Origin of the sequence: Halomonas sp. FeN2 (assembly GCF_020595105.1) — a bacterium.
Lineage (GTDB): Bacteria > Pseudomonadota > Gammaproteobacteria > Pseudomonadales > Halomonadaceae > Vreelandella > Vreelandella neptunia.
Genome location: NZ_CP074200.1, coordinates 1,770,117 through 1,794,315, shown reverse-complemented (window position 1 = coordinate 1,794,315; position 24,199 = coordinate 1,770,117). Strand labels below are relative to the sequence as shown.

Here is a 24,199-nt window from a genome sequence, read left to right as displayed (position 1 = left end):
ATAGCATCGTGGGCGACACCCGTGGTAAAGCCGCCATCTTACCATGCCACTGATGATCACTGACCCGACAGCTCACTCAACCCCAATTAGTAGAGGCAAGCATGCGCGCGATTTTTTTAGTGGATAACGGCTCGCTACGAGCGCAGGCAACGCTGAATTTACGCCACGTGGCGGCTTCGCTTAGCGAGTTGTTAGGCGAAACCGTACAGGCGGCCTCGCTGCTGCACTCCAACAAGATCCCAGCAGAAGAGGTGGGAGGCATTCCCGCCACTACCCTTGGCCCCGCCGCTGAACGCAGTGCCGAACAGGGAGCAACGGAGATCATCGTACTGCCGTTCTTTTTTGGTCCCAGCAAAGCGCTGACGGGCTATCTGCCCGAGCGTATGGCCACACTGCAGGAGCGCTTTCCCCAGGTTAAAGTGCGCGTAGCCCAACCCTTGGTGGATGAGTTCGGCGATAACGACCTGCGTTTAGCACAGTTGCTGGCCGATAACGTGCGCGACAAGCTTCGGCCAGGTGCTAAGCCGCATGTGGCGCTGGTGGATCACGGCAGCCCGATCCCTGAAGTCACTGCCGTACGCAACCGCCTGGCGGGGCAGCTAAGCGTGCTGTTAGCCGATGACGTAGCGTGTGTTGCCGCTGCCTCCATGGAGCGGCGCGAGGGCGATGAGTACCGCTTTAACGAGCCGCTGCTGGAAAACTTGCTGGTGACACCCGAGTTCAAGACAGGCCCGGTTATCTTGGCGATGCTGTTTCTTTCGCCGGGGCGCCACGCCGGGGAGGGCGGCGATATTGCCGAGATTTGCGCGGCGGCTGAACAGCAGCATCCAGGGCTTTCCGTTACCACGACCAAACTGGTGGGTGAACATCCGGGCATTGTCGATATTCTTGCCACTCGACTACGCCAAGCGCTTGATGATCAACGCTTTCTACTCGATATCCCAGCAATCACCTGATGTGACGAGGCTTTGTACGAAAAGTCGGCGAGCGAAGGACAGGCAAGGCAAAAAACGGCGAAAAAGCGGAGTTTACTGGGTGTAAATGAGCATTTTGATCGGACTCGCGCACGAGGCGTTTTTTAACGCCGCATGGCCGAGCGCAGTCAGTTTTCATGCAAAGCCTAAAGTCTGATGGGTGAATACAGGCCAAATAGCGCGTAGAATCGCGAGCCTTTCTATTCGTTGTAAGCTGTCGTTACCGACAATGCGCTAACCAGGGCTCCTTTTGTGATCGCTACCGCCAATATCACCATGCAGTTTGGGGCCAAGCCCCTGTTTGAAAATGTCTCCGTTAAATTCAATAACGGCAACCGCTACGGCCTGATCGGCGCGAACGGCTGCGGTAAATCCACCTTTATGAAAATTCTCGGTGGCGATTTGGAGCCCTCTTCCGGCCAAGTGATGCTGGATAGCAGTACACGGTTGGGTAAGCTGCGTCAGGATCAGTTTGCGTTTGAAAACGAGCGCGTTATCGATACCGTCATCATGGGTAACGTAGAGCTCTGGTCGGTGGCTGCCGAGCGCGAACGCATTTACTCCCTGGCCGAGATGAGCGAAGAGGACGGCATGGTCGTCGCTGATCTGGAAGTCCGATTTGCCGAGCTGGATGGCTACACCGCGGAGTCTCGCGCAGGTGAACTATTGCTGGGCTTGGGTATTCCCATCGAGCAACACACCGGCCCGATGAGCGAAGTCTCACCTGGCTGGAAGCTGCGCGTGCTGCTTGCTCAGGCGCTGTTCTCCGACCCGGATGTACTGCTGCTGGATGAGCCGACCAACCACCTGGATATCAACACTATCCGCTGGCTGGAAGATATTCTTAAAGCGCGCAGCAGCACCATGATCATCATCTCCCACGACCGCCACTTTTTGAACAGCGTTTGTACGCATATGGCGGATCTGGATTACGGTGAAATCACCCTGTTCCCAGGTAACTACGATGATTACATGACCGCTGCCACGGCGGTTCGTGAGCGCCAGCATTCGGATAACGCCAAGAAAAAGGCTCAGATTGCCGAGCTGCAGCAGTTCGTGAGCCGCTTCTCCGCGAACGCCTCCAAGGCTAAGCAGGCTACGTCTAGGGCGCGTCAAATCGATAAAATCAAACTGGAAGACATCAAGCCATCCAGTCGGGTAAGCCCCTTTATCCGTTTTGATCAAGCCAAGAAAATCCACCGCAACGCCGTTAACGTGGATGGCATTACCAAGAGCTATGAGGGCGACAAGCCGCTGTTCGAGCGCCTCTCCATGACCGTAGAGGCCGGCGAGCGGATTGCCATTATCGGCCCCAACGGCATTGGTAAAACCACGCTGCTGAAAACCCTGGCGGGCGAGCTGCACCCGGATGCTGGTGAAGTGAAGTGGACCGAAGCCGCCGAGGTGGGTGTTTTTGCTCAGGATCACAGCGATGATTTTGCCGTCGATGCCACATTGTTTGAGTGGATGTCGGCATGGACTCAAGGTGGCGAGCAAGTAGTTCGCGGTGCCCTGGGGCGGATGCTGTTTTCCAGCGACGATATTGGCAAATCGGTGAAGGTGATTTCCGGTGGCGAGCAGGGGCGCATGTTGTTCGGTAAGTTAATCCTCACTCAGCCCAACGTAATGCTGATGGATGAACCGACGAACCACCTGGATATGGAGTCTATCGAGGCGCTGAACCTGGCCCTGGAGAACTACCCCGGCACGCTGCTGTTTGTAAGCCACGACCGCGAGTTCGTCTCGTCACTAGCCACGCGCATTATTGATATGCAGCCGGAAGGCATTGTCGATTTCAGCGGCAGCTACGACGATTACCTGCGCAGCCAGGGAGTCGTCTAACGCTGTTTTTTTCAGCATGGTTCTTTGTAAGAATAGCTCTGTAAGTCTATTCGCCGATAATTTGCTCAAAGGTGCTGTCGGTGGCGAGTTCGCGCTCGTCATTGAGCATTTTGCCGCTAAACACCGTCTGCATCTCTTTGGCGAGTTCTACGTAGACATGCATTTGTTGATTACGTCGCTTACGTAGCGGTGGTTTCACTAATAAACTAATACCCTTGATGGGAGCATGGGTTTCCCCGCGCAGCAGGTCAGGCATTTCCCCCGGTGGAAAGGCGTTGGCGATAGTGATGGGGTTCGACGGCTGTTGGCCGTCGATTAAAAATATCTTTTTTAGCGCGTCGTAGTGAGCGTCTTTCTCCCGTAGCCACTGGGTAAGGCGCTCGTCTGAATCTTCACTAGGCTGATCAAAGATTATAAAAAGCGAATGCTGCGTAACTTTTTTAGTTTGCTTTGAAGGTGCATGGGCGTCAGGTTCTTGAGCTTCTTCAGAGCTGTCTAATTGAACCGGACGAGAGGCAGCGGCTTTCGCTGCGCGCCGTCGGCGGCGCCAGGGCACAATGACGTATATAAATATCGCTGTTGCTATTGCGGCTAATACCAGCGATGCGAAGGCGAGTACTATTATAGTCGTGGTGCGATCCATACTCTCAGAACCCTTTGTTTTTTAATCAACGCTCAGGCTTTATTTAGCCGAAAAATAGTGGCATTGAGGGCTAACGCAAGTGCTACCCAGAGCCCGTAGGGCACCATAAGCCACGCGGCTAGGGTGTCCACCTGGGAAAACAATGCAATGGTGGCCGTAATTAATGCCAGTAACCCCATGATATCTACCAGCGCAGCGACAATTTGTTTACGCCCAAAGAACAGCCACGACCAAGCGGCATTGACCATGAGCTGCAGCGCGTAAGCCGCTAAGCTTGCTGAGCGCCATGCTGAGTCATCCGCCATGTAAATACGCCATGCGGCGATAGCCATCAACAAATACAGTATGCCCCAAGCAATAGGGAAAGCGATATCTGGAGGTGTCCAGCTTGGCTTACTTAGTTCGCGATACCAACCATCAGGCCGAAAGCGCGCACCAGTCGAGGCGGTAAGGCCGACGAGCAGTAGAGACACCAGCAGCGCTAATAGCGAACCAAGCATTCATCACCTGTATGTTCAAACGAAAGTATCAATAGCCTAGCAGCGTTTTACTATAAGCAGATATAAAAAAAGCATCACCTAAGTGATGCTTTTCAAACGTAAGGGAGTAGCAGCAGTAGTGGTGTGCTGTTTTTAACTCATGCGATCATACCCGTTATCCATGAATGGATAGTCGGTGTAACCCTTCTCATCACCGCCATAGAACGTTTCGTGGTTCGGCTCAGTCAGTGGCGCGTTAACTCGGAACCGCTCGGGTAAATCAGGGTTGGCGATATAGGGGCGGCCAAAGGCAACGGCGTCGGTGGTGTTCTCGCTGATACGTTTCTCGGCGCGCTCTGCATCGTAGTTGCCGCAGTAGATGAGGCTGCCGCTAAAGCGCTCACGCATCTGCTCGCGGAAGCCGTCAGGGAAGGTGATATCGCCACCGGCCCAGTTGGGTTCGTTCAGATGCAGGTAGGCAAGGCCGCGCTTGGAAAGCTGCTCGGCCATGTAAAATGCCATCGCTTCCGGCTCATCGTCGGTCAAACCAAACAGTTCGATAAACGGCGTCATGCGTATGCCAACCCGGTCAGCACCGTAAACGTCAATCACCGCATCAACCACTTCCAGCGGGAAGCGAGCACGGTTTTCCAGCGAACCGCCGTACTGGTCGGTACGCTTGTTGGTGCCCGTCGCCAGGAACTGGTTAAGCAAGTAGGCGTTCGCGGCGTGGACTTCGACCATATCGAAGCCAGCGCGCTTGGCGCGTTCGGCCGCTTGGCGATAGTCGGCAACAATGCCTGGGATCTCGTCGGTTTCCAGCGCACGTGGCGTGCTGGTGGGGTGCTGACCTGCGGTGCCATCTTCAAACTCTACGAAACACTGGGCGCCTTCGCCTTTCAAGGCACTCGGTGCTACCGGCTGTTGGCCGTCAGGTTGAACCATTTCGTGAGAAACTCGCCCAACGTGCCACAGTTGCAGGGCAATACGGCCACCTTTGGCGTGTACTGCATCAACAACGCCTTTCCAGCCTGTTTCCTGCTCGTCCGTCCAAATACCGGGTGTATACACATAGCCACGGGCAGTGGGAGAGATATTGGTGGCTTCGCTGATGATCAGCCCCGCTCCTGCGCGCTGGCCGTAGTAAGCTTCCTGAAGTTCTCCCGGTACGCTATCGGGTGTACGCGCCCGTGTCAGCGGCGCCATAACAACCCGGTTAGGAACCGATAGGCTACCCAGTTGGAGGGGAGTAAACAGTGTTTCGAAAGCCATCAATTAAGCTCCTTTTGAATGCTTCGATGAAATAGTACGCACCAGAATAGACCAGTTTACTAGTTAGTGCCAGCCAGATATTTTTAAACGTATTTATGCGCTCGATAACCTTTTATGTGGCATCCAAACTCGCGATCTCTCTGGTACTCTTGCTGCTTATTACCAAGGATGTTGTTGATAGCATGTTAAAAAACGCCTCTCAGCGCCGCCCTTATCAGGTGGCGGAAACCATTAAATGCTGGATCGTGGATCGGCACCTAAAGCCGGGTGACCGGCTACCTAGCGAGTCGGAGCTGATGGAGACCCTGCAGGTCTCGAAAGGGACAGTGCGAGAGAGCACGCGAGTACTGGAAGCCCAGGGGTTGGTCGAAACTCGCACAGGGCCCGGAGGCGGCGCTTTTGTGCGTGAGATGAGTGAGGCCAAAGCGATATCGCTATTAAGCAATTACCTGTTTTTCAAAGAGATATCAATCAAGGATATCTATCAGATACGCTTGGCGTTAGAGCCTGAACTAGCCGCTTCGTTAGCCGGTAAAGTGGCTGCCAGTGATATGGTGCGTTTACGTGAAAGTCTGCATAGTTACGCAGACCCTGCGGACGATAGTGAGACTGAGCGTCAGCAACACCTTGATTCGCTGCATTTCCACCTGATGCTCGCTGAGCTAGCCGGTGGCAATCAGCTGCTGACATTTATTATCCGCTTCACCATACAGGTGCTCTCAGATCTGACGATTTATCACCGTCTCTATGAGCCAGTTACCCACGATTTAGGACAGACTGGCTGTCGCTATCATGCAGAAATTTTGGATGCCATTGAGCTTGGCGATGCCGAAAGCGCCTATAACATCATGCGCGAGCATATGCTTGATGCCCAACAAGTGATGAATCAGCAGGAGGCTCAGGTACGCCGAGGCTTTTTACCTGAGCCACTAGCGTAACGGGCTAAGGGCGGAAAACGCTATGGACGTGGCAGCTGCTGTAAAAATGCCATGACCACTCGCGTCGCGGCTTCGCCGTCTTCGGCGGTAATAGCTTCGTCTGGGTGGTGGCTAAGCCCCTCTTTACAGCGTACAAACAGCATGCCGATATCGGTTAATGCCTGCATCGCTAAGCCATCATGCCCAGCGCCGCTAAACATTCGCTCTGCCGGTTGGCCAACCTGGGTGCACGCCTGTTCGAGGGCGGTCATCATCCAGTCGGCACAGGCCACCGCATCGGCGCTGTAGGTGTTTTCAATATTAATGGTTAATCCGCGGCGTTTCGCCACTGCCTCCAACGCTGCTGTTACGGCTTCCCTTCCATATTGGCGAGTCGCCGACTCTGGAGAGCGTAGCTCTACCGTGAACGTTACCTGGGCGGGAATCACATTGACCGCGTTGGGATGGACATCGAGTCTGCCCACCACGCCGACCAACTCATCGGTGTTCTGCAGTACGCTATCGATAGCAAGCACCATTTCCGCCGCGCCGACTAGCGCGTCATGTCGCATGTTCATCGGCGTAGTACCGGCATGACCGGCCTTGCCGCTTAGCGTGACCTTGTGGCGTTCAATACCCGTTAGCGCCGTGACAATGCCCACAGCATGATCACGCTGTTCCAGGATTGGCCCTTGTTCAATATGTACTTCTAAAAACCCCAGCGTGTTGGCAGGTTCGCGGGCGGTAGCGGGAATGTCCTCAGGTGTACAACCGAAGGCCATTAATGCCTCTCGCAGAGAGATTCCCTCTGCATCCTGGGCTTCCAGTTGGTCGGGTGTCACGCTCCCCGCCAGCGCTTTACTGCCGACCAGCGTGGTCGGAAAGCGAACGCCTTCTTCGTCGCCAAACGCGACCACTTCTACCCCGAATGGCAGCGTCACGCCTTCGCGTTTAAGCGCCTCCAAGGCCAATAGCGGTAGGGCCACGCCTAGCATGCCGTCGTATTTGCCCCCTTCTATTACTGAATCTTGATGAGATCCCATAATGAAGGTTTTCTCACCCGCTTGAGCTTTGGGGCAGCGACCCACAAGATTGCCAGCGGCATCCAGTTGGGGAGTAAGCCCCGCGTGTTCCATCCAGCGGCTGATTAACGGTAATACCTGGCGATGCGCCTGGGAGCAGAACAGTCGCGTGACACCAGGGCCTGGCTCAGAGTATTGGGCAGCTTCGTCCAGGCGTTCAATCAATGCCGTTCCCAGTTCGCCTTGGTTAAAAGCAGTGTGAGCAACCGTGTTGGTCATAAACTCTCCAATAGGCGCTGGCAGAGGGGCCAGCAAAAGAGTAGAAATGCTTTTAGCGCAGCGGCAGTTGACGCCAAAAGGCTTGAAAGTTCTCGGCCATAAACTCATCGACTAACGCCCGCAATGCGCCTACGACGTCCTCCGACCAGTCGATGCGCAAATCGATAGGCGCTTGATGAAAAGATTCGATACGCAGCGCGGCCGAGCGTGCACCGCGTTTATCGCCGCCCGCTGATAGAGCAGCATCGAGAGCGTCAATCAGATGCGTAAGCAGATGTTGGTCGTGATGAATAGGGAAGCGGGGCGATTCGTTGCGTTGAATGGCAGCGCTGCTATTAGTGGCGCTAAGGCGTAAAAATTGCTCTGCAAAAATCCGCACGACTTCGGTGCTCTGCAGCATATTCCCAGCGGCAGCGACGCTGGGAAAGCAGGTTTCAGCCACTTCAGGCACATTCTCTGCACCTGAATGTACTGATGTGCGGCCCTGAGAATCCATCACCAAGCATTGGCGGAACCCTGAGTCGTTGTCCTCGCTAATGGCGGCGCGAAGCGCCTGCCGGGCGCTGGCGCCCGCGGCAAGTGCTTCATATATCCGAGCTGGGTACCACGGGTTGGTAAAGCGCCCTTGGGTGACGCATGCCCCAGTGCCTCGCCAACAGTGATGCACATAGCCTCCCACCGCCACTCCGCCTGTAGCGGTGATGGCCGCAACGGTGCCTGTGGCAGGATTGCAATGAACGAGAGAAAGCGTCATCGCGGTTGCCTCTATTGTTCAGTAACCCACCAGGTGGCCAATCACCAACCCTACCCAGGCTAATACATACACCAACGCCATAAAGGGCATAATCGCCTTCAACCACTGGGCGTATGAGACGCGACCCAGCGCCAGCATGGCGAGTGTGCCGCCAGACGTGGGAACAATCAGGTTCGTTAAGCCGTCGCCGACTTGGAACGCAGTGATCATCAGTTGACGGCTCATACCCACAAGATCCGCCACTGGAATCAGAATGGGCATTGTCACTAGTGCCTGACCAGAACCGGAAGGGATAAAGAGGTTGATAATACCCTGCACCACACTGGCCATAATCGCGGAAAATATTGACGGAATGCCGTCGATCATTGCGCTCAGCGAGTTAACGATGGTGTCGATAATCACGGCCTGCTCAAGGATGACCTGAATTGAGGCCGCCACCCCGATCACAAGCGCGCCTGCGGTTACGCTGGCAGCACCCTCCATCATCTGTTTAACAATACCGTTCGCCGATAGGCCGTTTAAGGCGCCAATGATGATCGCCAGCAGCAGGAAAGTGCCTGCAATTTCATTGATATACCAACCGCGAGTGAACACGCCAATGAGCATAGCGACCAGACCACCCACGAACACGACCATCGTCAGGATGTTGCGCTTGGTGAGAGAGTATTCGCTAAGCGGCTTGCTCAGTGCTTCCGCATTATCCGGCTCTTCAAACTCCATTTTGACGACGCGTTTGCAGATATACAGCGAGAGCAGTGACAGTGACGAAAGCACCAGCAACGTACGTAGCCAAGCGCCAGAGAAGGTCGGCAGTTCCGCGATCCCTTGAGCAACCCCCACGGTATAGGGATTGATGGGCGAGAGTGCAAAACCGATCCCAATACCACCAACGGCCATAGCGGTACCCACCAAACTGGAGCAGCCAATAGCGCTGGCGATGAGAACCGCAATGGGGACTAATGCAATGTTGTTTTCAAACCCGACGGCTACACCAAAAAAGCCGTAGATAAAGGTACCGACGACAATAATCACGTTACGTCGCTCAACGCCAACACGATTAACCGCTACGCCGATCGCGTTCTCTAACGCACCGGTCTTTTGCAAAATATGAAACAGACCACCGGCGATAAAGACGATAAATAGATACTGCGAGGCGGAGATAAGCCCTTCAGGAATCGCCACAAAAATATTGAAGAGGGGGATGTTGGCAACGTCTTCTAAATAGGCAAAAGAGCCCGGCACCACCACCGTTCGGCCATCTTGGGTAACTCGTTCAAATTCACCTGCGGGGATAATGAAGGTCAGAAAATAGGTAGCAACCAGAATAATAAAGATTAGCACCATGGGGTCGGGAACCGCCTGATACCACTTTTTACGCGAGCCAGAGGCTGCCGCGGTTTGTTGTTCAGCCATGAGGATACCCTGTCTTGTGATGTGTCTCAGCGTTGACGCTCGTTGGCGCCTCATCTTGAATTTATCATGATAAATAGCAGGGTCAAGCAAGGCTGAATTTTCAAATGGTAGGAACTCGCCGATAAACTGTCTGCAACCCTAGTAGTTAGTGCCTCGCTCATCAGAAAGGGGAATGCCGCTCGTGCCAAAATTGCATTTACATGCACCGTTCTACATCATGAGGTTAACTTAAACGTTATATGGCCTTACACGTGCTGTATGACGTCAACCAAACGCTTGAGCAGGCGGCATGACACCTAAACTCCCCATCAACATTGATGACTTGCTCCATCACCGCACGGTGGAAAGCGAACGCATTGAATACAAGGAAGGATGGAACCCTGAGTCCATCCTGCATACCTTGTGTGCCTTCGCTAATGACTTTCACAATTTGGGTGGCGGTTATGTACTGGTGGGCGTTGCTGAAAAGAATGGCCAACCGCAGCTACCGCCTGCTGGTTTATTACCGGAGCAAATCGATGCTATTCAAAAAGAACTGTTAAATCTTGGGCACTCAGCGATTGCGCCGCACTATCATCCGTTAACCGCGACCTATGAGATCCAGGGCAAAACAATTCTGGTGCTATGGGCTCCAGGCGGTGAAACACGCCCCTATAAAGCTAAAACCAGCTTGAGTAAGAAGAGTGATTGGGCCTATTACCTGCGCAAACATACCAGCACGGTAAAAGCATCGGGGCGGGATGAGCGCGAGCTGCTAAATTTGGCGGCAACCGTGCCCTTTGATGATCGCTATCGCCAAACTGCGAACTTAAGCGATCTTTCTCCCTATTTGATGCGTGATTTTTTGCACGACATTAGCAGCGAGTTAGTGGGTGAAGCCCGTGACCTGGATATTGAAACCCTGGGCCGCCGAATGAATGTGGTTGGTGGGCCAAGCGAAATGGCTTTTCCTAAAAATGTAGGGCTTTTGTTCTTTAACGAGCAACCCGAGCAGTTTTTCCCCGCGACTCAGATCGATGTGGTGTATTTTCCAGATGGTGCCGGTGGCGATCATTTTGAAGAGAAAATATTCAAGGGGCCGCTGGGGCGCATAACCCGCACGGCATTGGACTACATTAACCGAAACTATTTAAAAGAGGGCGTAACAAAACATGCTGACCGCCCAGAGGCCGAGCGTTTCTGGAATTTTCCGCTGATCGCTATTGAAGAGGCGGTGGTGAATGCGGTGTATCACCGCTCTTATGAAATTCGTGAGCCCATTGAAATCCGTATTGATGGCCAGGAGCTTGTCGTGCTCAGCTTTCCAGGGCCAGATCTATCTATTCGCTTGCAAGACCTGCAAGCAGGTAAAGCAGTCAGCCGCCGCTACCGCAACCGGCGTATCGGCGAGTTTCTGAAAGAGCTGGATTTAACCGAAGGTCGTTCAACGGGCGTGCCAAAAATTCTTCGGGTCATGAAGGCGAACGGTTCTCCAGAGCCGGTGTTCGAAACCGATGATGAACGCAGTTACTTTTTGATTCGCTTACCCGTTCATAAAGGTTTTTTGGTAGATGAGGACATAGCCTCTGTAGCAACTAAGCAAGTAACCGAACAAGTAACCGAACAAGTAACCGAACAAGTAATGAGGTTATTGCAAGCTCTGCTTGAAGAACCAATGAGCACTAAAGCACTTCTTGAAGCGTTATCACTCACGCATCGCCCCACGTTTTTACAAAATTATTTACAACCGGCATTGGCACTGACATTGATTGAAATGACGCAACCTCACTCGCCGCGTAGTCCAACCCAAAAATATCGATTAACAGACCTAGGTAAGCAAGTGCTTGCCACCAAGAATACGCATCAATAAACACCGCCCTTATCACTTCCAAGGTTTGGAGCTTCTCTATTGCCTGCTATCTTGACACCGGGGGCATGCTGGCAAGCGCCAATAGATACTTCTTCTGGCCCCCAATGCTCTCTCAATTCCACTTCGCCCAAGGCCAGCGCCGTTTGGCAGGAGTGTCGATCTGCTGGAGCGCACTAGATAGTGGCAGCATAATGGCACCCAGCTGGCGATAGCAGACCGCGCTGCTGAGTACCCCTGGGCACTGTTTGAGTAGCAGCTCGCACTGTTGCGAGGCGATATAGAGCTGTTCGGTGACGGCTGGGGCAAACAGCGGCTTGGACTGCTGGCAGCAGCGAGTGAGTTCCCGCGACAGCATGGAAAGCATGCTGGTATCCATCCAGCAGGGCAGCGGGTCTTCCAGGCGGCCGGCAATAGAGTGCTGCACCGCTTCAAAGGAGGTGCGCAAAAATATGACCGTTTGGCGAAGTTGCCGCTGCTCGCTAGTCATCCCACTAATCCCTCACGCCTGACTGTCTGCTTAATTAAACTCTTCTTAATGGAATAAGGAGAGTGTTTCTCATTTGCATCTATGTTGACGATAGCGCTACTCCATCGACCTGTCAATGCTATGGCTATAAGGCGCAGTGGCTTATGAGCGCGCCTCAAACAGCTGCCAGTCGTTATTGGTCAGTGGTTTTGCTCCATTTTCAGTAACCACCACAGTGTCGCTTATGCCAACGCCCCATTGGCCGGGCACACGTAGACAGAGCGGCAGGTGAAAAACCATATTGGTTTCAAAAGTGCGGGCCTGGCCTTTGGCAATAAAGCCGGTGCCCTCCACCCAGCTAGGTGGAAACTGTGCGCCCACGGCGTAGCCAAAGACTCCGGAGAAGAAATACTGGTCGCGGTGGGGAGCGAGTAGGGAATCAGCCGCCTGGGCAGCGGCATCAAAGGTGTTGCCAGGCCGCATGGCGTCGCAGAGCGCTTCAAAAATTGAGCGGCATAGATCCCGGGTGGCCGAGAGAGCTGGGCTTGGCACGCCTGTAACCGCAGTGCGCATCATGGGTGCCGTATAGCGTTGATAAGCAGCACCAAACTCCAAGAACACTGGCTCATTAGCCTGGATGACACGCCGCTTATGATTAACGTGAATTACGCCTATACGGTGCCCGCTGGTCACAATGGGCTGGAGGCTCATGAACTCGCTGCCATTTTCGAGCAGCGCTTTGGCGCCCACGGCAGCAATATCGTTGTCGGTCATGCCGGGACGAATACTCTGCATCGCGGTTTCTAAACCGAGAGCGGTAATGCGTGCGCTCTCTTGCAGCATCTCAAGTTCGGCAGGACTTTTGACAATCCTAATCGCATCAACCACCACGCCTGCTTCGCTAAAACGCTCACGGCCGATAGTCTGCATCAGCGCATCAATCACCCCAAAACGCATGCCGCTGCTCCAGCCATCAATACCAATTTTCGAGCAAGGAGAAAGCAGGTCTGCCAGCGGCGTGATGATTTCATCCAGGTTTTCCCAGCGGTAGCCGATGATCTCATCAACCCGGGCGGTGACCACTGCCGCACCGGTTTCAATTGAGGCGACTTGCAGCACTAGCCGTGCTTGGGTGCAAACCAAACAGGCATGCACCGAGACTTCAAAAGTGTGATAGCCGGTGAGGTAATTGATATCGGCGGGGTCGGTAAGCAGTAGCGCGTCTAATCCATGCTCTGCCATACCCTTGCGCACCTTCTCCAGGCGCACCTGGTATTCGGCAGCGGGAAAAGGCAGCTCACTTTGGGCGAGCGTTTCCGCAAGGGTGGTGCGGTAGTGGTGGTAATCCATAGCGACCTCCATCAATAGATAAGGTCAGTATAGGCACCTGCTTTAAGCTCGCTTTTATCTGCCTCAACGCTAGCGAGTGAGTAGAAAGAGCCCTTGCAGGAAATAGAAAACCCCAATACCGGTCACGATCCAGCGCGTCCAGGTGCGGAAGTTGGCATCGGTGAGACGGTGTAAAATGCGGTTGCCGGTGTGGGTGCCAAAGATCGCAAACGGCGCCGCTAGCATTACAATGCCCCATTCGCCGGTACTAAGCGCCATGGCGGCGCCGAGATAGAAGATGATTTTAATGCTGTGAGCCACTACCTGAATCATTGCCTTGGTCGCCACGACTTGGCGGCGATCCATACGTGAGCGGACAAAGAAGATATCGATTAGCGGCCCGGAAACCCCTGCGGCAATCGTCAAACCGCCAGAGGCGATGCCGCAGCACAGCGCGTGGCTGGCGCGGTTGGCATCCAGGTGAAACCAGCGCTTGGGCAGCCATACCAAAATCGGCATTAGGCCAATCAATATAGAGACGCTGGCGGCATTGGGACTGTAGTTGAACAGCAGAAGCAGGCCAGCGGCGCTTAGTACACCCAGCGTCATAAAAGCGACAATGCGCCAGGCAATATAGCGCCGTGACAGCCACGCCCGCGAACCGTTAGACGTGAGTTGAATAACCCCGTGAACGGCCATCGCCGTGCCGGCGGGAAAGATCAGCAGCAGAAACCATAGCAGTACCAATCCGCCCGCCATACCAAATACCCCGGAGAGCATTGAGGTGAAGAACACCACGCTAACCAGGGCCGCACCCATCCATAGTGACATCGTCAGCGTCCTTAACTACGACAGAATGGCCAGACCTGGTAAAACTTGCGGCATTGGAACTCCGCTTCGCAAGCGTTGAGCTGGGCTTGGTAACGGTTAGCGCGGGTCGCCACTTGTCTACCCGCACTCAATACGTGGGACTTCCCGCGGTAAGTACCCCGTTGGTAGCCCCCCGCGCCTTCATGATAGGCATAGTAGAGGTGCTCAGGATTATTTAGTGAGATACCCGCCTGCTGCTGGGAGCGGCGGTTGTACCAGCCAATAAAGTCCGTGGCGTGTTTCATATGAGTACGCCGGGCAAACAGGCTGCCCGCTTGATCCTCATACTCTTCCCAAACGGGGTCTTGGGCCTGGGCGTAGCCTTTGGCGGAGGAGGGACGTGGGCCGGGGATAAAACCTAGATAGTACTTGCGATCCGGGCGGACATGGCTACGAAACGAAGACTCCTGCTGAATAAACGACATCTGGGTGGCGATCGGAGTGCCCCACTTCTCCTCGGATTCCTGAGCGTAGTCGTACCAGCTTGGCTGCTCGCGGAAGATCTCGCAGATATTGCTTTGATCCTGGGGTGGGTTTGGCGCAAAAGTGGCGCAGCCGGAAAGCAGCGTTAAAAGGCTCAGCGTTACCCATAGGCGCAGCTTAGTGAAAGTCGCTGGGAAGCAAGACGAGAAATCAGCGCTAAAGTGCTCAGTGATACCATCAACCGGGTGACGCATAGCAAGTCCTTGTGAATTATCTTTTGTGGATTGGTTCTTATGAATAGACTCTTGTGGATAAACCCTTGGAAGCCTGTGGGTAACCATTGGGTAACTTTGTTTGATCAATAGCCCTAGCGTAACAACACCTCTAAGCAGCGGCGCAGCCGTTGAGCTTCGCGCACTAACGTTTCACCCGAAAGCATACCCACCCCCATTACAAGACCAGATCGTGAGTCGCCCTTAGCGCATACCGGACTCAACGGACGCACAATTAAGTGCTCTTTTAATAGCGTTTGAGCAATCTGCACGTCATTGATATGCGGTTCAAATTCGACGCATAGACTGATGGCACTGCTCGGCGGCGAAACGCTGCGCACTAGCGGCAATGAGCGAAGCTGATCATGCAGCACCTGTTGGCGCCCTAGGTAGTCGCGCTGAATGCGCCGACACCAGGCATCCAAATCACCATCAAAAATAAACTGTGCTAGTACTGCCTGATCCAGCATGCGTCCTTCGCGGAATAGTTCACTGCGCAGGCGGTTCATTGGCCCCGCTAAATGACGCGGAACCACTAAATAACCTAAGCGCAGACCTGGAAACATCATCTTGGAAAACGAGCCCACCAGCAAGTGGCGCTCCGAGTGCGGGTAGAAAAGCAGATTGGAATGGTCGTCGCGGTTAAACTCGTAATCATCTTCGACAATATACGCGGGCGCTAAGGCATCGCATAAGCGCTGTTTATCCACTGCACGGGTGGGTACGCTGAGCGGGTAATGGTGCGAGCCGGTCAGATAGGCCAGCTTTACCGGGCCAGGATCAGGCGGAAGCATGTGCCCCTGACCTGGCAGCCACGCCACCGGTTCGATTTCCAAACCTGCGGCGGTAAAGACATTGCGCGCCCCCCAGTAACAGGGTGACTCCATGGCAACGGTGTCGCCCACATCGGCCAGCGCTACGGCGCATAGCTCAATGCCGTTATGGGTACCGTCAGTGATGATGATCTGTTCCGTGTCGCAACTAATATTACGCCAGCGCGCCAGGAAATCGCGTATCGCGCGCTTCAATGGGCCGTAACCACCGGTGGAGTAGGAGAGCAGCAGGGCATTTTGCGGCACCGTAACGCTGGCGTAGAGCTGCCGCCATTTTCGCATCGGGAACTGGGCGATATCGGGAATGCCGGGCACGAAGGCGCCGCTTTGGATCATGCTAGCGCCTGGGCCATCCAATACCCGCTGTGCGCGTGATGAGAGCTGCGCGTTGCCAGGCAAGGAATGGCTTGGGGTCACGGGGCGGTACGTCCAGGTGCCTTGGCCGTGGGCGGTTTTAAGCAGGGCCTCCTCAAGTAGAGTATGAATCGCCAGCGCCAGGGTTTGACGTGCAACGCCAAGGGCATCCGCCAACTGGCGATGGGAGGGCAGCCGCAGCCCGGAAGGCCACTGCTGGGTAATGGCTTGTCGCAATGCTTGCTCTATACGCACCTGCTTACTCAACCGCTCTGGCTGGAGTGCATAAAGTTGTACAAGTTGGTGCACCACCTCCTTGCGATCCATTTGGACTCCCCTTAATCCCGCTTAACCCGCTAACGACGGGCACTTAGACGAAAGCCGTATGAAAATGGCGCACCCTTTTGGTGCGCATAAAAAGTGGTCTAGTCGAACGCCAAAGTGGTGCATTCGTGTTTTCTCTCCCGCCTGCTAGCGTGTTGCTATCCTGTTTTACAAAACCGTTTAAAACATGCCCGTTCAAAGAGAAGCGGTTAAAACAGGATCAGGATACTGCGCCCCTGAGCGCCTACGACAACATCCAATAACTCGCAGGACATTTCAAATGACCACACCCTCATCAGAACAGGAAGGGCTCGTCCGGGTATTGGCCCGTGGCGACGTATTAGCGCTGGCCTTCGGTGCCATGATCGGTTGGGGCTGGATTGTACTCACCGGTACCGCCATTCAATCCGCTGGCAGCCTAGGCGCCATTATAGCGTTTATTATCGGCGGTTTAGCGATTGTATTAGTTGGCTTAACCTATGCTGAACTTGCCGCTGCGATGCCCAAAGTGGGTGGCGAGCACGTCTACAGCTACCGCGCCTTGGGCCATCTGCCTTCTTTCTTATGCACCTGGGCGATTATTTTAGGCTACCTAAGCGTGGTGGCCTTTGAAGCGGTAGCACTTCCCACGGTGATTGAACACCTGGCGCCCAACTATGCCGTCGGTCATCTGTGGACGATTGCCGGGTGGGAAGTGAAAGCCACTTGGGTAGCCGTAGGCGTGGGCGGCTCGCTGGCCATGATGGTGATTAACTACTTCGGTGTAACGACCGCTGCGCTGCTGCAAAAGGTAGTGACTGGGTTAATTTTGCTGGTGGGCGTTATGTTTGTCACCGGTTCGCTGTTTGAAGGCGAAACCATCAATATGATGCCGCTCTTCACCCAGGCCGATAGCGGCGTGTTCGCAGGCATTGTGGCGGTACTGGTGATGGTGCCGTTCCTGTTTGTGGGCTTTGACGTTATTCCCCAGGCCGCTGAAGAGATTAACCTGCCCTATAAGGCCATCGGCAAAGTGCTAATGATGTCGGTGATTCTAGCGGTGGTTTGGTATGCGCTGATTATTCTGGCCACCAGCTTGGCACTCAATAGTGATGAGTTGGCAGCAAGCTCGCTTAGCGTGCCGGATGCCATGGGCAGCCTGTTTAACGCCGCGTGGGCCAGCAACTTAATGGTCATGGCGGGTATCGCGGGCATCATTACTAGCTGGAACGCCTTTTACATTGGCGGCTCCCGGGCGATCTATGCCCTCGCTAAAGCAGGCATGCTACCTGCGCCGTTTGCCAAGCTGCACCCACGCTACAGAACCCCAACCAATGCCATCTTTATGATGGGCTTTCTCTCCTGTCTGGCGCCCTTCTTTGGCCGCCCAGCGTTAGTGTGGATCGTTAATGCGGGTGGCTTAGGCATCGTATTGGCCTACCTGTTTGTGGCGATCTCCTTTGTGGTACTGCGGGTGCGCGAGCCGGATATGCCCCGCCCGTTCAAGGTGAGCAACGGAAAGTTGTGCGGCACCCTCGCCATCATCCTTTCTTTCGGTATGGCGTGCCTTTACCTGCCCGGTAGCCCGGCGGCGCTGAGCGTTGCTGAGTGGATCATCTTTGTCGGTTGGTCACTGCTTGGCCTGGCGCTATATGTCCACGCCCTGCGCACCTATGGGCGTGACTACAGCGATCGCCATATGAAAGCGGATCTGTAAGCCGTCCTACAAGATTTCCGGACTTAAGCTTTTTTAGGAGCAACATATGAGCTTTATCGAACTGTGGTTGCACGATGCGGTTCCAGCCTTGGTGGGGGGCGAGTGGCGTACAGGTCAACAAACCTTTGCGGTGGATAACCCCGCCAACGGTGAAACCATTGCCCGGGTGGCGGATATGGGTGCCGACGATACCCGTGATGCCGTGGCCGCCGCCTACAACGCCGGTGCTGCCTGGCGCGCCACGCCGGTGAAGCAGCGCTCAGCGCTGCTGCGTCGCTGGTTTGAGCTAATTAATGAGCACGCCGACGACCTGGCCCGCCTGATGACCTTGGAGCAGGGCAAGCCCCTGGCGGAAGCCAAAGGCGAAGTGACCTACGGCGCCTCGTTTATTGAGTTTTTCGCCGAAGAAGCCAAGCGCATGGCAGGGGAAACCCTGCCTAGTCACGGCGCGGACAAACGCTTATTGGTTCTGCGCGAGCCGGTAGGCGTGGTCGCGGCGATCACCCCGTGGAACTTCCCGCTGGCGATGATTACCCGTAAGTGCGCCCCGGCCTTGGCCGCGGGCTGCACCGTGGTGATCAAACCTGCTGAAGCCACGCCGTTAACGGCGCTTGCTGCTGCTTACCTAGCCCTGGAAGCGGGCCTGCCCGCGGGCACCATTAACGTCATTACCGCTTCTAAACCAGCTGCAGTGGGCGATGTGCTCACAACAGATTCACGGGTGCGCAAAGTCTCGTTTACCGGCTCTACTCCGGTGGGTAAGCACTTGCTTGCCCAGTGCGCCAGCACGGTGAAGAAAACCGCCATGGAACTGGGTGGCAACGCGCCGTTCATCGTGTTTGACGACGCCGATGTAGATGCCGCTGTTGATGGCGCCATCGCCTCCAAATTCCGTAACGCCGGGCAAACCTGTGTCTGCACCAACCGCTTTCTGGTGCAGGACGGCATTTACGATGCGTTCGTCGCTAAGCTCACTGAGCGTGTGAAGGCGCTAAAAGTGGGTGATGGCCTAGCAGAAGGCAGCGTTATCGGCCCGCTGATCAACCAAGCGGCCGTCGATAAAGTACAGCGTCATATTGATGACGCCGTCAGCCACGGCGCGCGCGTACTGTGCGGCGGCAAGCCCCACTCCGCGGGCGAGCGCTTCTTTACCCCCACGGTGCTGGCGGATGTCACCACCAAGATGGCGGTGGCCGACGAAGAGACCTTCGGCCCGGTAGCGCCGGTGTTTCGCTTCCAGCGTGACGAAGAGGCCATCCAGATGGCCAACGACACGCCTTTCGGCCTGGCCGCCTACTTCTATGCCACTGACTACCGCCGCATCTGGCGCACCATGGAGCAGTTGGAGTACGGCATGGTCGGCGTCAACGAAGGGCTGATCTCCACCGAGCTAGCGCCGTTTGGCGGCGTAAAAGAGTCCGGGCTGGGCCGCGAAGGCTCTCACCACGGGTTGGATGAGTTTACTGAATTGAAATACGTCTGCGTTGGCGGCTTATAAAGAGAATGATGATGACGAACCAAGAATTGAACGACCTGAAAAACCGCTACGTGGCCAACGGTGCCGCGACGCCAACCACCCAGTTTGCCGAGCGCGCTGAAAACGCCGAGTTGTGGGACGCAGACGGCAACCGCTGGATCGATTTCGCCGGCGGTATCGGCGTGCTGAACCTGGGCCACCGCCACCCGAAAATCGTTGCCGCGGTTGAAGCACAGCTCAAAAAAGTCATGCACACCAGCGCCGCAGTCATCTCCTACGCGCCCTACGTGCAGCTGTGCCAAAAGCTCTGCGAACTAAGCCCGGTGCGCGGCCCCGAGCGCAAGGCAATGCTGGTCAACACCGGTGCCGAAGCGCTGGAAAACGCCGTGAAGATTGCCCGCGCTGCCACTGGCCGCACCGGCATTATTACCTTCGACGGCGCTTTCCACGGCCGTACCATGATGACCCTGGCCATGACCGGCAAGGTGCTACCGTACAAGAACGACTTCGGCCCGATGCCGGGCGACGTGTTCCGCGCCCCATTCCCGAATCCGCTGCACGGCATCAGCGAAGAAGCGTCTTTGGATGCCATTCGCACGCTGTTCAAAACCGATATCGCCCCGCACCGTACAGCGGCCATCGTGATTGAGCCGGTTCAAGGTGAAGGCGGCTTCTATATTGCGTCACCTGACTACCTTAAAGCGCTGCGCGCACTGTGTGACGAGCACGGCATTCTGCTGATCGCCGACGAAGTGCAGTCTGGCTTTGCACGCACCGGCAAGCTATTTGCCCTCGAACATAGCGGTATCGAGGCGGATATTCTGACCACCGCCAAGAGCTTGGCGAACGGCATGCCGCTCTCGGCTGTGGTGGGTAGCGCCAAGGTAATGGACGCCTCCGGCCCCAACTCCCTGGGCGGCACCTACAGCGGCAACCCACTCTCCTGCGCGGCAGCGCTGGCGGTGATTGAGGTGATCGAAGAGGAAGATATCCTGGCCCGCAGCGAGCAGATGGGCAAGATGCTGGCCGAGCGTTTCGCGGTATGGGAAGAGCGCTTCCCCGCCGTAGCCCACGGTCGCCAGCTAGGCGCCATGGCGGCGTTCGAATTGCTCGATAGCGAAGGAAAACCTGACACAGCGCTCACCGGTGCGCTCTGTGCCAAAGCCCGCGAGAAAGGCCTGATCCTGCTTTCCTGTGGCTTCTACGGCAACAGCATCCGCATTCTGGTGCCGCTGACGGTTTCTTCTGCGGTGTTGGAAGAAGGCTTGAGCATTATCGAGCAGTCGCTGGAAGCGCTTGGCTAACAGCATTTAAGCAGTACCGAGCCCGCCCTCGTCAAGCAGCAATAGCTGTTGGCGAGGGCGGGCTTTTTTATGGGCAAAGCCTAGACCTAAGATAATCAGTCGAACTAAGTACCCTGTGCTAATCTGGGGTTGGTAGGGTGGATGCTAAAAATAGCAAGACAGATACCCTTTCAACGTGGAACACTGGCAAATGTAGCAGAAGTGCGAGTTTTGGATACTCAGCCTAATAAAAATAAAAGACTTGGGGAAATATGACAGGCTGCATTTTTGGACAATCATGCCGATGCGATCATCCAATCATAGAGCGCGCTGTCTAATACTTATTATGTGTGCGTAACCTGCAAGCCATAGAAGGTAATCCTATGACTAAGCATGTTGGTTCTTGCCTGTGTGGCACAGTTAGATTTGAGGTCAATGGGGGCTTCGACAGCTTTTACCTGTGCCATTGTGAGTATTGCCAAAAAGATACAGGATCTGCTCATGCGGCAAATTTGTTCTCGCAGTCAGCTAAACTGACCTGGCTGGCGGGTGTAGATGCTGTAACTTCCTTTAATCTTCCGGGTACTCGCCACAACAAAAGCTTCTGTAGATCGTGTGGTTCAGCATTACCAAGCCCCCAACTTACAGACCTGCTCGTTGTTCCTGCAGGGTGTTTGGATACTGAAATATCTGTGTTGCCAACTGCGCACATCTTCACATCAAGCAGAGCGGTTTGGGACGAGGCGATTGTTGACGTACCAGAGTTCGAGGGCCTGCCAGAGTAGACTAAGATCACATAACCAGCGGCTGTTGGCGGACGGATATTCGCTGGCGTTCCGACACGCCGCAAAGCCAAGTCATTATATTTTTCGGAGATTGATTTGCTAACCCTAGAGCTACTTGATAAGCATATTTCTGAATGCAGAGAATGTGGGATGGTAAAAGGGCTTTGTAATCTTTCGCAAAGCAACGAGTTTCGTGCATTCAAAATATAACCAGTGCAGGCACGGCGGCGCCAATTACATTGCGCTTTCGGCTCCATTTCATGGGCGCGCATGCTGCAAGCGTTAGGAACTTTCTTGTCAACTGAGCAAGTACATTTCGGATCTTTCTCGAACGAGACGCAGGGAAGGTAAAACCGTGTACCTAAACGTTTGGTTAGAGATATTAAGGCGGTAAGCTCACAAGCAAAAGCGTTTTGCTTATGTCGTGGTTTTCCCGATGCGGCGCGAGTAGGTAATGGCGTCATTAAATAGAGTATGACCGGCACTGGGTCGCTTAATCAGCTATGTTGAGTCGGTGCTAATGCGGTCACTCCCTCTGTCGAAGAGATTAGTGAGACCTATCCAAGAGTAACCGCTACGTATCTTCCAACCCTCCATCATCAAACAGCGAAAGCTGCTGACGATTGACGGGTTTTGCTTTTTTAGCGCGCTGAGCGGGCGGTCGTCGCTGGCTGGCGAGCTTATCCACAATCGCTTGGCTTGATTCCCTGGCTTCCGGCGTACGACGCAGCTCATACAGCATCTTCTTCCAGTGGCGTGCTTCGGCTTCAAAGTCGTGGGGGATTGGGTAGTGCTCGCCGGGTTGAAAGCCGAACCGGTGGCGTAGGCTTTCCGGCAGCGCCCAGGGTTTTGCGCGCCACTCTAACGGCAGAGCCGTTAATTCCGGCACCCAGCGGGCGACAAACTCGCCGCTAGGGTCATTATCCTCCGCCTGTTTGATGGGGTTATACACCCGCAGTGCGTTGGTGCCCGTTGCGCCTGCCTGCATCTGCACCTGGGGGTAGTGAATGCCGGGCTCGAAGTCGGTAAATAGCCGCGCCAAGTGCAATGCTGGTTCGTACCAGTGCAGCCCTAAGCCAAAAGTGGCGTGGGAGATCAGCATGGCGCGCATGCGAAAATTGATCCAGCCGGTGGCGATCAGGCTGCGCATGCAGGCATCGACTAGCGGTACGCCGGTTTGGCCGCGCTTCCAGGCGATCAGGTTAGGATGTTCGGGGTCACGCTCTCGCAGGCCGCGCAGCGCCGGGTGCAGGGTTTGCGACTCAATGCTCGGCTCGCTTTCCAGCTTTTGAATAAAGTGGCAGTGCCAGTGAAGCCGGGAGGCAAAGGCGCGCAGCGAGCGGGACCAAGCGGTGTCTTCAGCATGCTTTTTTCGCTGGCGGCGCAGCGACTGCACCACTTCGCGCATGGAGAGTGTGCCCCAAGCCAAGTGGGGCGAAAGCCGCGAGCCAAATTCCCATGCCAGCAACGGTTTAGACAGCGAGCCGCGATAGCGCCGCCCGCGCTGGCTTACAAAGCTGCGCCACACTGCGCGGCCTTCGCTGCGGCCACCAGGCTGGCGCTCGGGGCAGGGCGTGGCATCAAATCCTAGCGTCAGGCCGTGAAGGTGTTCGACGTCAATATGGTGAAAGGCTTGCCAGCCTTCGGCCGCTTGAGCGTTTTGCGGGGCTGAGAAGGTAGGAGCGGTCATTAACGCTTCCCACTGTTTTTCCCATGCATCGCGCTCTGCCACCCGTGATTTCAGGCCGCGTATTACGCCGTGCTGGCGTGCTTCATACCATGGCGCGCCTTGCTGTTGGCACCATGCCTTGACGCTAAGATCGCGGGCAAAGCTCCAGGTGTTGCCTGTCTCTTCATGGGAGTGAAGAGCAAACTCGCCGTAATGGGTTTTCAGGGCGTTCAGCAAATCGATAATATCGCCCTGCCAAATACACAGCGGTAGGCCAAGTGTCTCCAGAGCGTGAGAAAGATCGACAAGTGAGTCAGCGGCAAACTGCCAATGGCGCAGGGCACTATCCGGCGCTTGCCACTGCTCTGGCTCAATAGCGAATATGGGCAACACGGGGCCAGCCGCCGCTGCATTAGAAAGCGGCGCGTGATCATGAATACGTAAATCGCGTTTGAACCAAACGACCTGGATAGGTGCCTTAGCCATTAATAATACTGATACCTGACGGTTGAGAGCTATTCGCCGCTAAGTCTATTCGCCACTGAAATGTGACGTTACCATCAAGCTACCGTTTGCCAAATCAACCCAACAGGGCCAACCCAGCAGGATCAACTCTGCAGGAACAAACCCGTAGGAGAGTAATGATGTATATCGCCATGAACCGTTTTCGGATTGCCCCAGGCCGTGAAGAGGATTTTTTAGAGGTGTGGCGTAACCGCGACTCTCACCTGGATGAAGTGCCGGGCTTCAAACAGTTCAAGATGCTGCAGGGCGAAAGCCAGGAAGATCACACCGTGTTTATCTCCCACAGCGTGTGGGAATCGGAAGAAGCCTTCCGCGCCTGGACTAAGTCAGACGCGTTCCGGAAGGCCCATGCAAATGCCAAGTCACCCGAAGGTATTTATCTTGGCCCGCCTAAGTTTGAAGGTTATGAGGTGGTGCTGTAAGGCGGCACGGCTAAACGAAGCAGGTTG

General features: G+C 55.0%; 21 protein-coding genes. 9 read left to right on the top strand and 12 right to left on the bottom strand.

What is annotated here, in order from left to right:
* Positions 1 to 101 precede the first annotated feature (101 nt).
* Together KF947_RS08305 and KF947_RS08300 are read left to right on the top strand one after the other, a co-directional pair.
* Positions 102 to 956 carry a sirohydrochlorin chelatase gene (locus KF947_RS08305; RefSeq protein WP_227405940.1) on the top strand — a complete coding sequence of 285 codons (855 nt, stop codon included), beginning with the start codon at positions 102 to 104 and terminating at the stop codon, positions 954 to 956.
* A 270-nt stretch (positions 957 to 1,226) separates the two neighbouring features.
* Positions 1,227 to 2,816: an ABC-F family ATPase gene (locus KF947_RS08300; RefSeq protein ID WP_227405939.1), complete on the top strand. Its 1,590-nt coding sequence runs from the start codon at positions 1,227 to 1,229 to the stop codon at positions 2,814 to 2,816.
* Between the two features lie 46 nt (positions 2,817 to 2,862).
* Here the strand turns inward: KF947_RS08300 and KF947_RS08295 are convergent, their stop codons facing one another.
* From KF947_RS08295 to KF947_RS08285, 3 genes are all read right to left on the bottom strand, one after another.
* Positions 2,863 to 3,459: a cell division protein ZipA C-terminal FtsZ-binding domain-containing protein gene (locus KF947_RS08295; protein ID WP_133731446.1), complete on the bottom strand. Its 597-nt coding sequence runs from the start codon at positions 3,457 to 3,459 to the stop codon at positions 2,863 to 2,865.
* Between the two features lie 32 nt (positions 3,460 to 3,491).
* On the bottom strand, positions 3,492 to 3,959 hold the full coding sequence (locus KF947_RS08290) for a TspO/MBR family protein (protein WP_227405938.1): 468 nt from the start codon (positions 3,957 to 3,959) through the stop codon (positions 3,492 to 3,494).
* 132 nt (positions 3,960 to 4,091) lie between these two features.
* Positions 4,092 to 5,210 (bottom strand): alkene reductase, encoded by a 1,119-nt coding sequence (locus tag KF947_RS08285; protein ID WP_133731444.1) that lies wholly within the window; start codon positions 5,208 to 5,210, stop codon positions 4,092 to 4,094.
* A 182-nt stretch (positions 5,211 to 5,392) separates the two neighbouring features.
* Between KF947_RS08285 and KF947_RS08280 the strand changes: the two genes are divergently transcribed.
* Entirely contained in the window at positions 5,393 to 6,148 is a 756-nt protein-coding gene (locus KF947_RS08280) for a FadR/GntR family transcriptional regulator (RefSeq protein ID WP_166650365.1), read from the top strand.
* 20 nt (positions 6,149 to 6,168) lie between these two features.
* On the opposite strand, the gene KF947_RS08275 is transcribed toward KF947_RS08280, so the two are convergent.
* The 3 genes from KF947_RS08275 to KF947_RS08265 are packed head-to-tail and all read right to left on the bottom strand — an operon-like array spanning position 6,169 to position 9,595.
* Positions 6,169 to 7,428 (bottom strand): allantoate amidohydrolase, encoded by a 1,260-nt coding sequence (locus KF947_RS08275; RefSeq protein ID WP_166650364.1) that lies wholly within the window; start codon positions 7,426 to 7,428, stop codon positions 6,169 to 6,171.
* Between the two features lie 52 nt (positions 7,429 to 7,480).
* Complete coding sequence (locus tag KF947_RS08270) at positions 7,481 to 8,182, bottom strand: DUF1028 domain-containing protein (RefSeq protein WP_133731441.1); 702 nt, start codon at positions 8,180 to 8,182, stop codon at positions 7,481 to 7,483.
* 18 nt (positions 8,183 to 8,200) lie between these two features.
* Positions 8,201 to 9,595: a YfcC family protein gene (locus KF947_RS08265; RefSeq protein ID WP_133731440.1), complete on the bottom strand. Its 1,395-nt coding sequence runs from the start codon at positions 9,593 to 9,595 to the stop codon at positions 8,201 to 8,203.
* 289 nt (positions 9,596 to 9,884) lie between these two features.
* On the opposite strand from KF947_RS08265, the gene KF947_RS08260 reads away from it, so the two are divergent.
* Positions 9,885 to 11,444: a Fic family protein gene (locus tag KF947_RS08260; protein WP_227405937.1), complete on the top strand. Its 1,560-nt coding sequence runs from the start codon at positions 9,885 to 9,887 to the stop codon at positions 11,442 to 11,444.
* 112 nt (positions 11,445 to 11,556) lie between these two features.
* Here KF947_RS08260 and KF947_RS08255 read toward each other — a convergent pair whose 3' ends face one another.
* The 5 genes from KF947_RS08255 to KF947_RS08235 form a co-directional block, all read right to left on the bottom strand.
* The gene (locus KF947_RS08255) at positions 11,557 to 11,931 is read right to left on the bottom strand and encodes a hypothetical protein (protein ID WP_138799281.1); all 375 of its coding nucleotides are present in this window, start codon (positions 11,929 to 11,931) and stop codon (positions 11,557 to 11,559) included.
* Between the two features lie 141 nt (positions 11,932 to 12,072).
* On the bottom strand, positions 12,073 to 13,260 hold the full coding sequence (locus KF947_RS08250; protein WP_227405936.1) for a M24 family metallopeptidase: 1,188 nt from the start codon (positions 13,258 to 13,260) through the stop codon (positions 12,073 to 12,075).
* Between the two features lie 69 nt (positions 13,261 to 13,329).
* Positions 13,330 to 14,070, bottom strand: coding sequence for a sulfite exporter TauE/SafE family protein (locus KF947_RS08245; RefSeq protein ID WP_227405935.1), 741 nt, complete (start codon positions 14,068 to 14,070; stop codon positions 13,330 to 13,332).
* An 11-nt stretch (positions 14,071 to 14,081) separates the two neighbouring features.
* Positions 14,082 to 14,786, bottom strand: coding sequence for a lysozyme-like domain containing protein (locus tag KF947_RS08240; RefSeq protein WP_227405934.1), 705 nt, complete (start codon positions 14,784 to 14,786; stop codon positions 14,082 to 14,084).
* A gap of 113 nt (positions 14,787 to 14,899) precedes the next feature.
* Positions 14,900 to 16,318 carry a PLP-dependent aminotransferase family protein gene (locus KF947_RS08235; protein WP_227405933.1) on the bottom strand — a complete coding sequence of 473 codons (1,419 nt, stop codon included), beginning with the start codon at positions 16,316 to 16,318 and terminating at the stop codon, positions 14,900 to 14,902.
* Positions 16,319 to 16,595: 277 nt separating this feature from the next.
* Here KF947_RS08235 and KF947_RS08230 point away from each other — a divergent pair, with 277 nt between their 5' ends.
* From KF947_RS08230 to KF947_RS08215, 4 genes are all read left to right on the top strand, one after another.
* Complete coding sequence (locus tag KF947_RS08230; protein WP_227405932.1) at positions 16,596 to 18,011, top strand: APC family permease; 1,416 nt, start codon at positions 16,596 to 16,598, stop codon at positions 18,009 to 18,011.
* Positions 18,012 to 18,057: 46 nt separating this feature from the next.
* On the top strand, positions 18,058 to 19,509 hold the full coding sequence (locus KF947_RS08225; RefSeq protein ID WP_227405931.1) for an NAD-dependent succinate-semialdehyde dehydrogenase: 1,452 nt from the start codon (positions 18,058 to 18,060) through the stop codon (positions 19,507 to 19,509).
* An 11-nt stretch (positions 19,510 to 19,520) separates the two neighbouring features.
* A complete protein-coding gene (gabT, locus tag KF947_RS08220; protein ID WP_227405930.1) occupies positions 19,521 to 20,792 on the top strand; it encodes a 4-aminobutyrate--2-oxoglutarate transaminase in 1,272 nt (423 codons plus the stop codon).
* A gap of 362 nt (positions 20,793 to 21,154) precedes the next feature.
* Positions 21,155 to 21,556: a GFA family protein gene (locus KF947_RS08215; RefSeq protein WP_227405929.1), complete on the top strand. Its 402-nt coding sequence runs from the start codon at positions 21,155 to 21,157 to the stop codon at positions 21,554 to 21,556.
* 574 nt (positions 21,557 to 22,130) lie between these two features.
* Here KF947_RS08215 and KF947_RS08210 read toward each other — a convergent pair.
* Positions 22,131 to 23,711, bottom strand: a complete 1,581-nt coding sequence (locus tag KF947_RS08210; RefSeq protein ID WP_227405928.1) for a cryptochrome/deoxyribodipyrimidine photo-lyase family protein — start codon at positions 23,709 to 23,711, stop codon at positions 22,131 to 22,133.
* A 158-nt stretch (positions 23,712 to 23,869) separates the two neighbouring features.
* Between KF947_RS08210 and KF947_RS08205 the strand changes: the two genes are divergently transcribed.
* On the top strand, positions 23,870 to 24,172 hold the full coding sequence (locus KF947_RS08205) for an antibiotic biosynthesis monooxygenase family protein (protein WP_022521683.1): 303 nt from the start codon (positions 23,870 to 23,872) through the stop codon (positions 24,170 to 24,172).
* Positions 24,173 to 24,199 lie beyond the last annotated feature (27 nt).

Bases quoted from the DNA above. Each gene is read 5' to 3' on its own strand.
- KF947_RS08290 (WP_227405938.1), bottom strand. From the start codon at position 3,959: ATGCTTGGTTCGCTATTAGCGCTGCTGGTGTCTCTACTGCTCGTCGGC.
- KF947_RS08245 (WP_227405935.1), bottom strand. From the start codon at position 14,070: ATGTCACTATGGATGGGTGCGGCCCTGGTTAGCGTGGTGTTCTTCACC.
- KF947_RS08250 (WP_227405936.1), bottom strand. From the start codon at position 13,260: ATGGATTACCACCACTACCGCACCACCCTTGCGGAAACGCTCGCCCAA.
- KF947_RS08240 (WP_227405934.1), bottom strand. From the start codon at position 14,786: ATGCGTCACCCGGTTGATGGTATCACTGAGCACTTTAGCGCTGATTTC.
- KF947_RS08225 (WP_227405931.1), top strand. From the start codon at position 18,058: ATGAGCTTTATCGAACTGTGGTTGCACGATGCGGTTCCAGCCTTGGTG.
- KF947_RS08295 (WP_133731446.1), bottom strand. From the start codon at position 3,459: ATGGATCGCACCACGACTATAATAGTACTCGCCTTCGCATCGCTGGTA.
- KF947_RS08275 (WP_166650364.1), bottom strand. From the start codon at position 7,428: ATGACCAACACGGTTGCTCACACTGCTTTTAACCAAGGCGAACTGGGA.
- KF947_RS08260 (WP_227405937.1), top strand. From the start codon at position 9,885: ATGACACCTAAACTCCCCATCAACATTGATGACTTGCTCCATCACCGC.
- KF947_RS08270 (WP_133731441.1), bottom strand. From the start codon at position 8,182: ATGACGCTTTCTCTCGTTCATTGCAATCCTGCCACAGGCACCGTTGCG.
- KF947_RS08230 (WP_227405932.1), top strand. From the start codon at position 16,596: ATGACCACACCCTCATCAGAACAGGAAGGGCTCGTCCGGGTATTGGCC.
- KF947_RS08285 (WP_133731444.1), bottom strand. From the start codon at position 5,210: ATGGCTTTCGAAACACTGTTTACTCCCCTCCAACTGGGTAGCCTATCG.
- KF947_RS08265 (WP_133731440.1), bottom strand. From the start codon at position 9,595: ATGGCTGAACAACAAACCGCGGCAGCCTCTGGCTCGCGTAAAAAGTGG.
- gabT (WP_227405930.1), top strand. From the start codon at position 19,521: ATGACGAACCAAGAATTGAACGACCTGAAAAACCGCTACGTGGCCAAC.
- KF947_RS08215 (WP_227405929.1), top strand. From the start codon at position 21,155: ATGACTAAGCATGTTGGTTCTTGCCTGTGTGGCACAGTTAGATTTGAG.
- KF947_RS08210 (WP_227405928.1), bottom strand. From the start codon at position 23,711: ATGGCTAAGGCACCTATCCAGGTCGTTTGGTTCAAACGCGATTTACGT.
- KF947_RS08235 (WP_227405933.1), bottom strand. From the start codon at position 16,318: ATGGATCGCAAGGAGGTGGTGCACCAACTTGTACAACTTTATGCACTC.
- KF947_RS08280 (WP_166650365.1), top strand. From the start codon at position 5,393: ATGTTAAAAAACGCCTCTCAGCGCCGCCCTTATCAGGTGGCGGAAACC.
- KF947_RS08305 (WP_227405940.1), top strand. From the start codon at position 102: ATGCGCGCGATTTTTTTAGTGGATAACGGCTCGCTACGAGCGCAGGCA.
- KF947_RS08205 (WP_022521683.1), top strand. From the start codon at position 23,870: ATGTATATCGCCATGAACCGTTTTCGGATTGCCCCAGGCCGTGAAGAG.
- KF947_RS08255 (WP_138799281.1), bottom strand. From the start codon at position 11,931: ATGACTAGCGAGCAGCGGCAACTTCGCCAAACGGTCATATTTTTGCGC.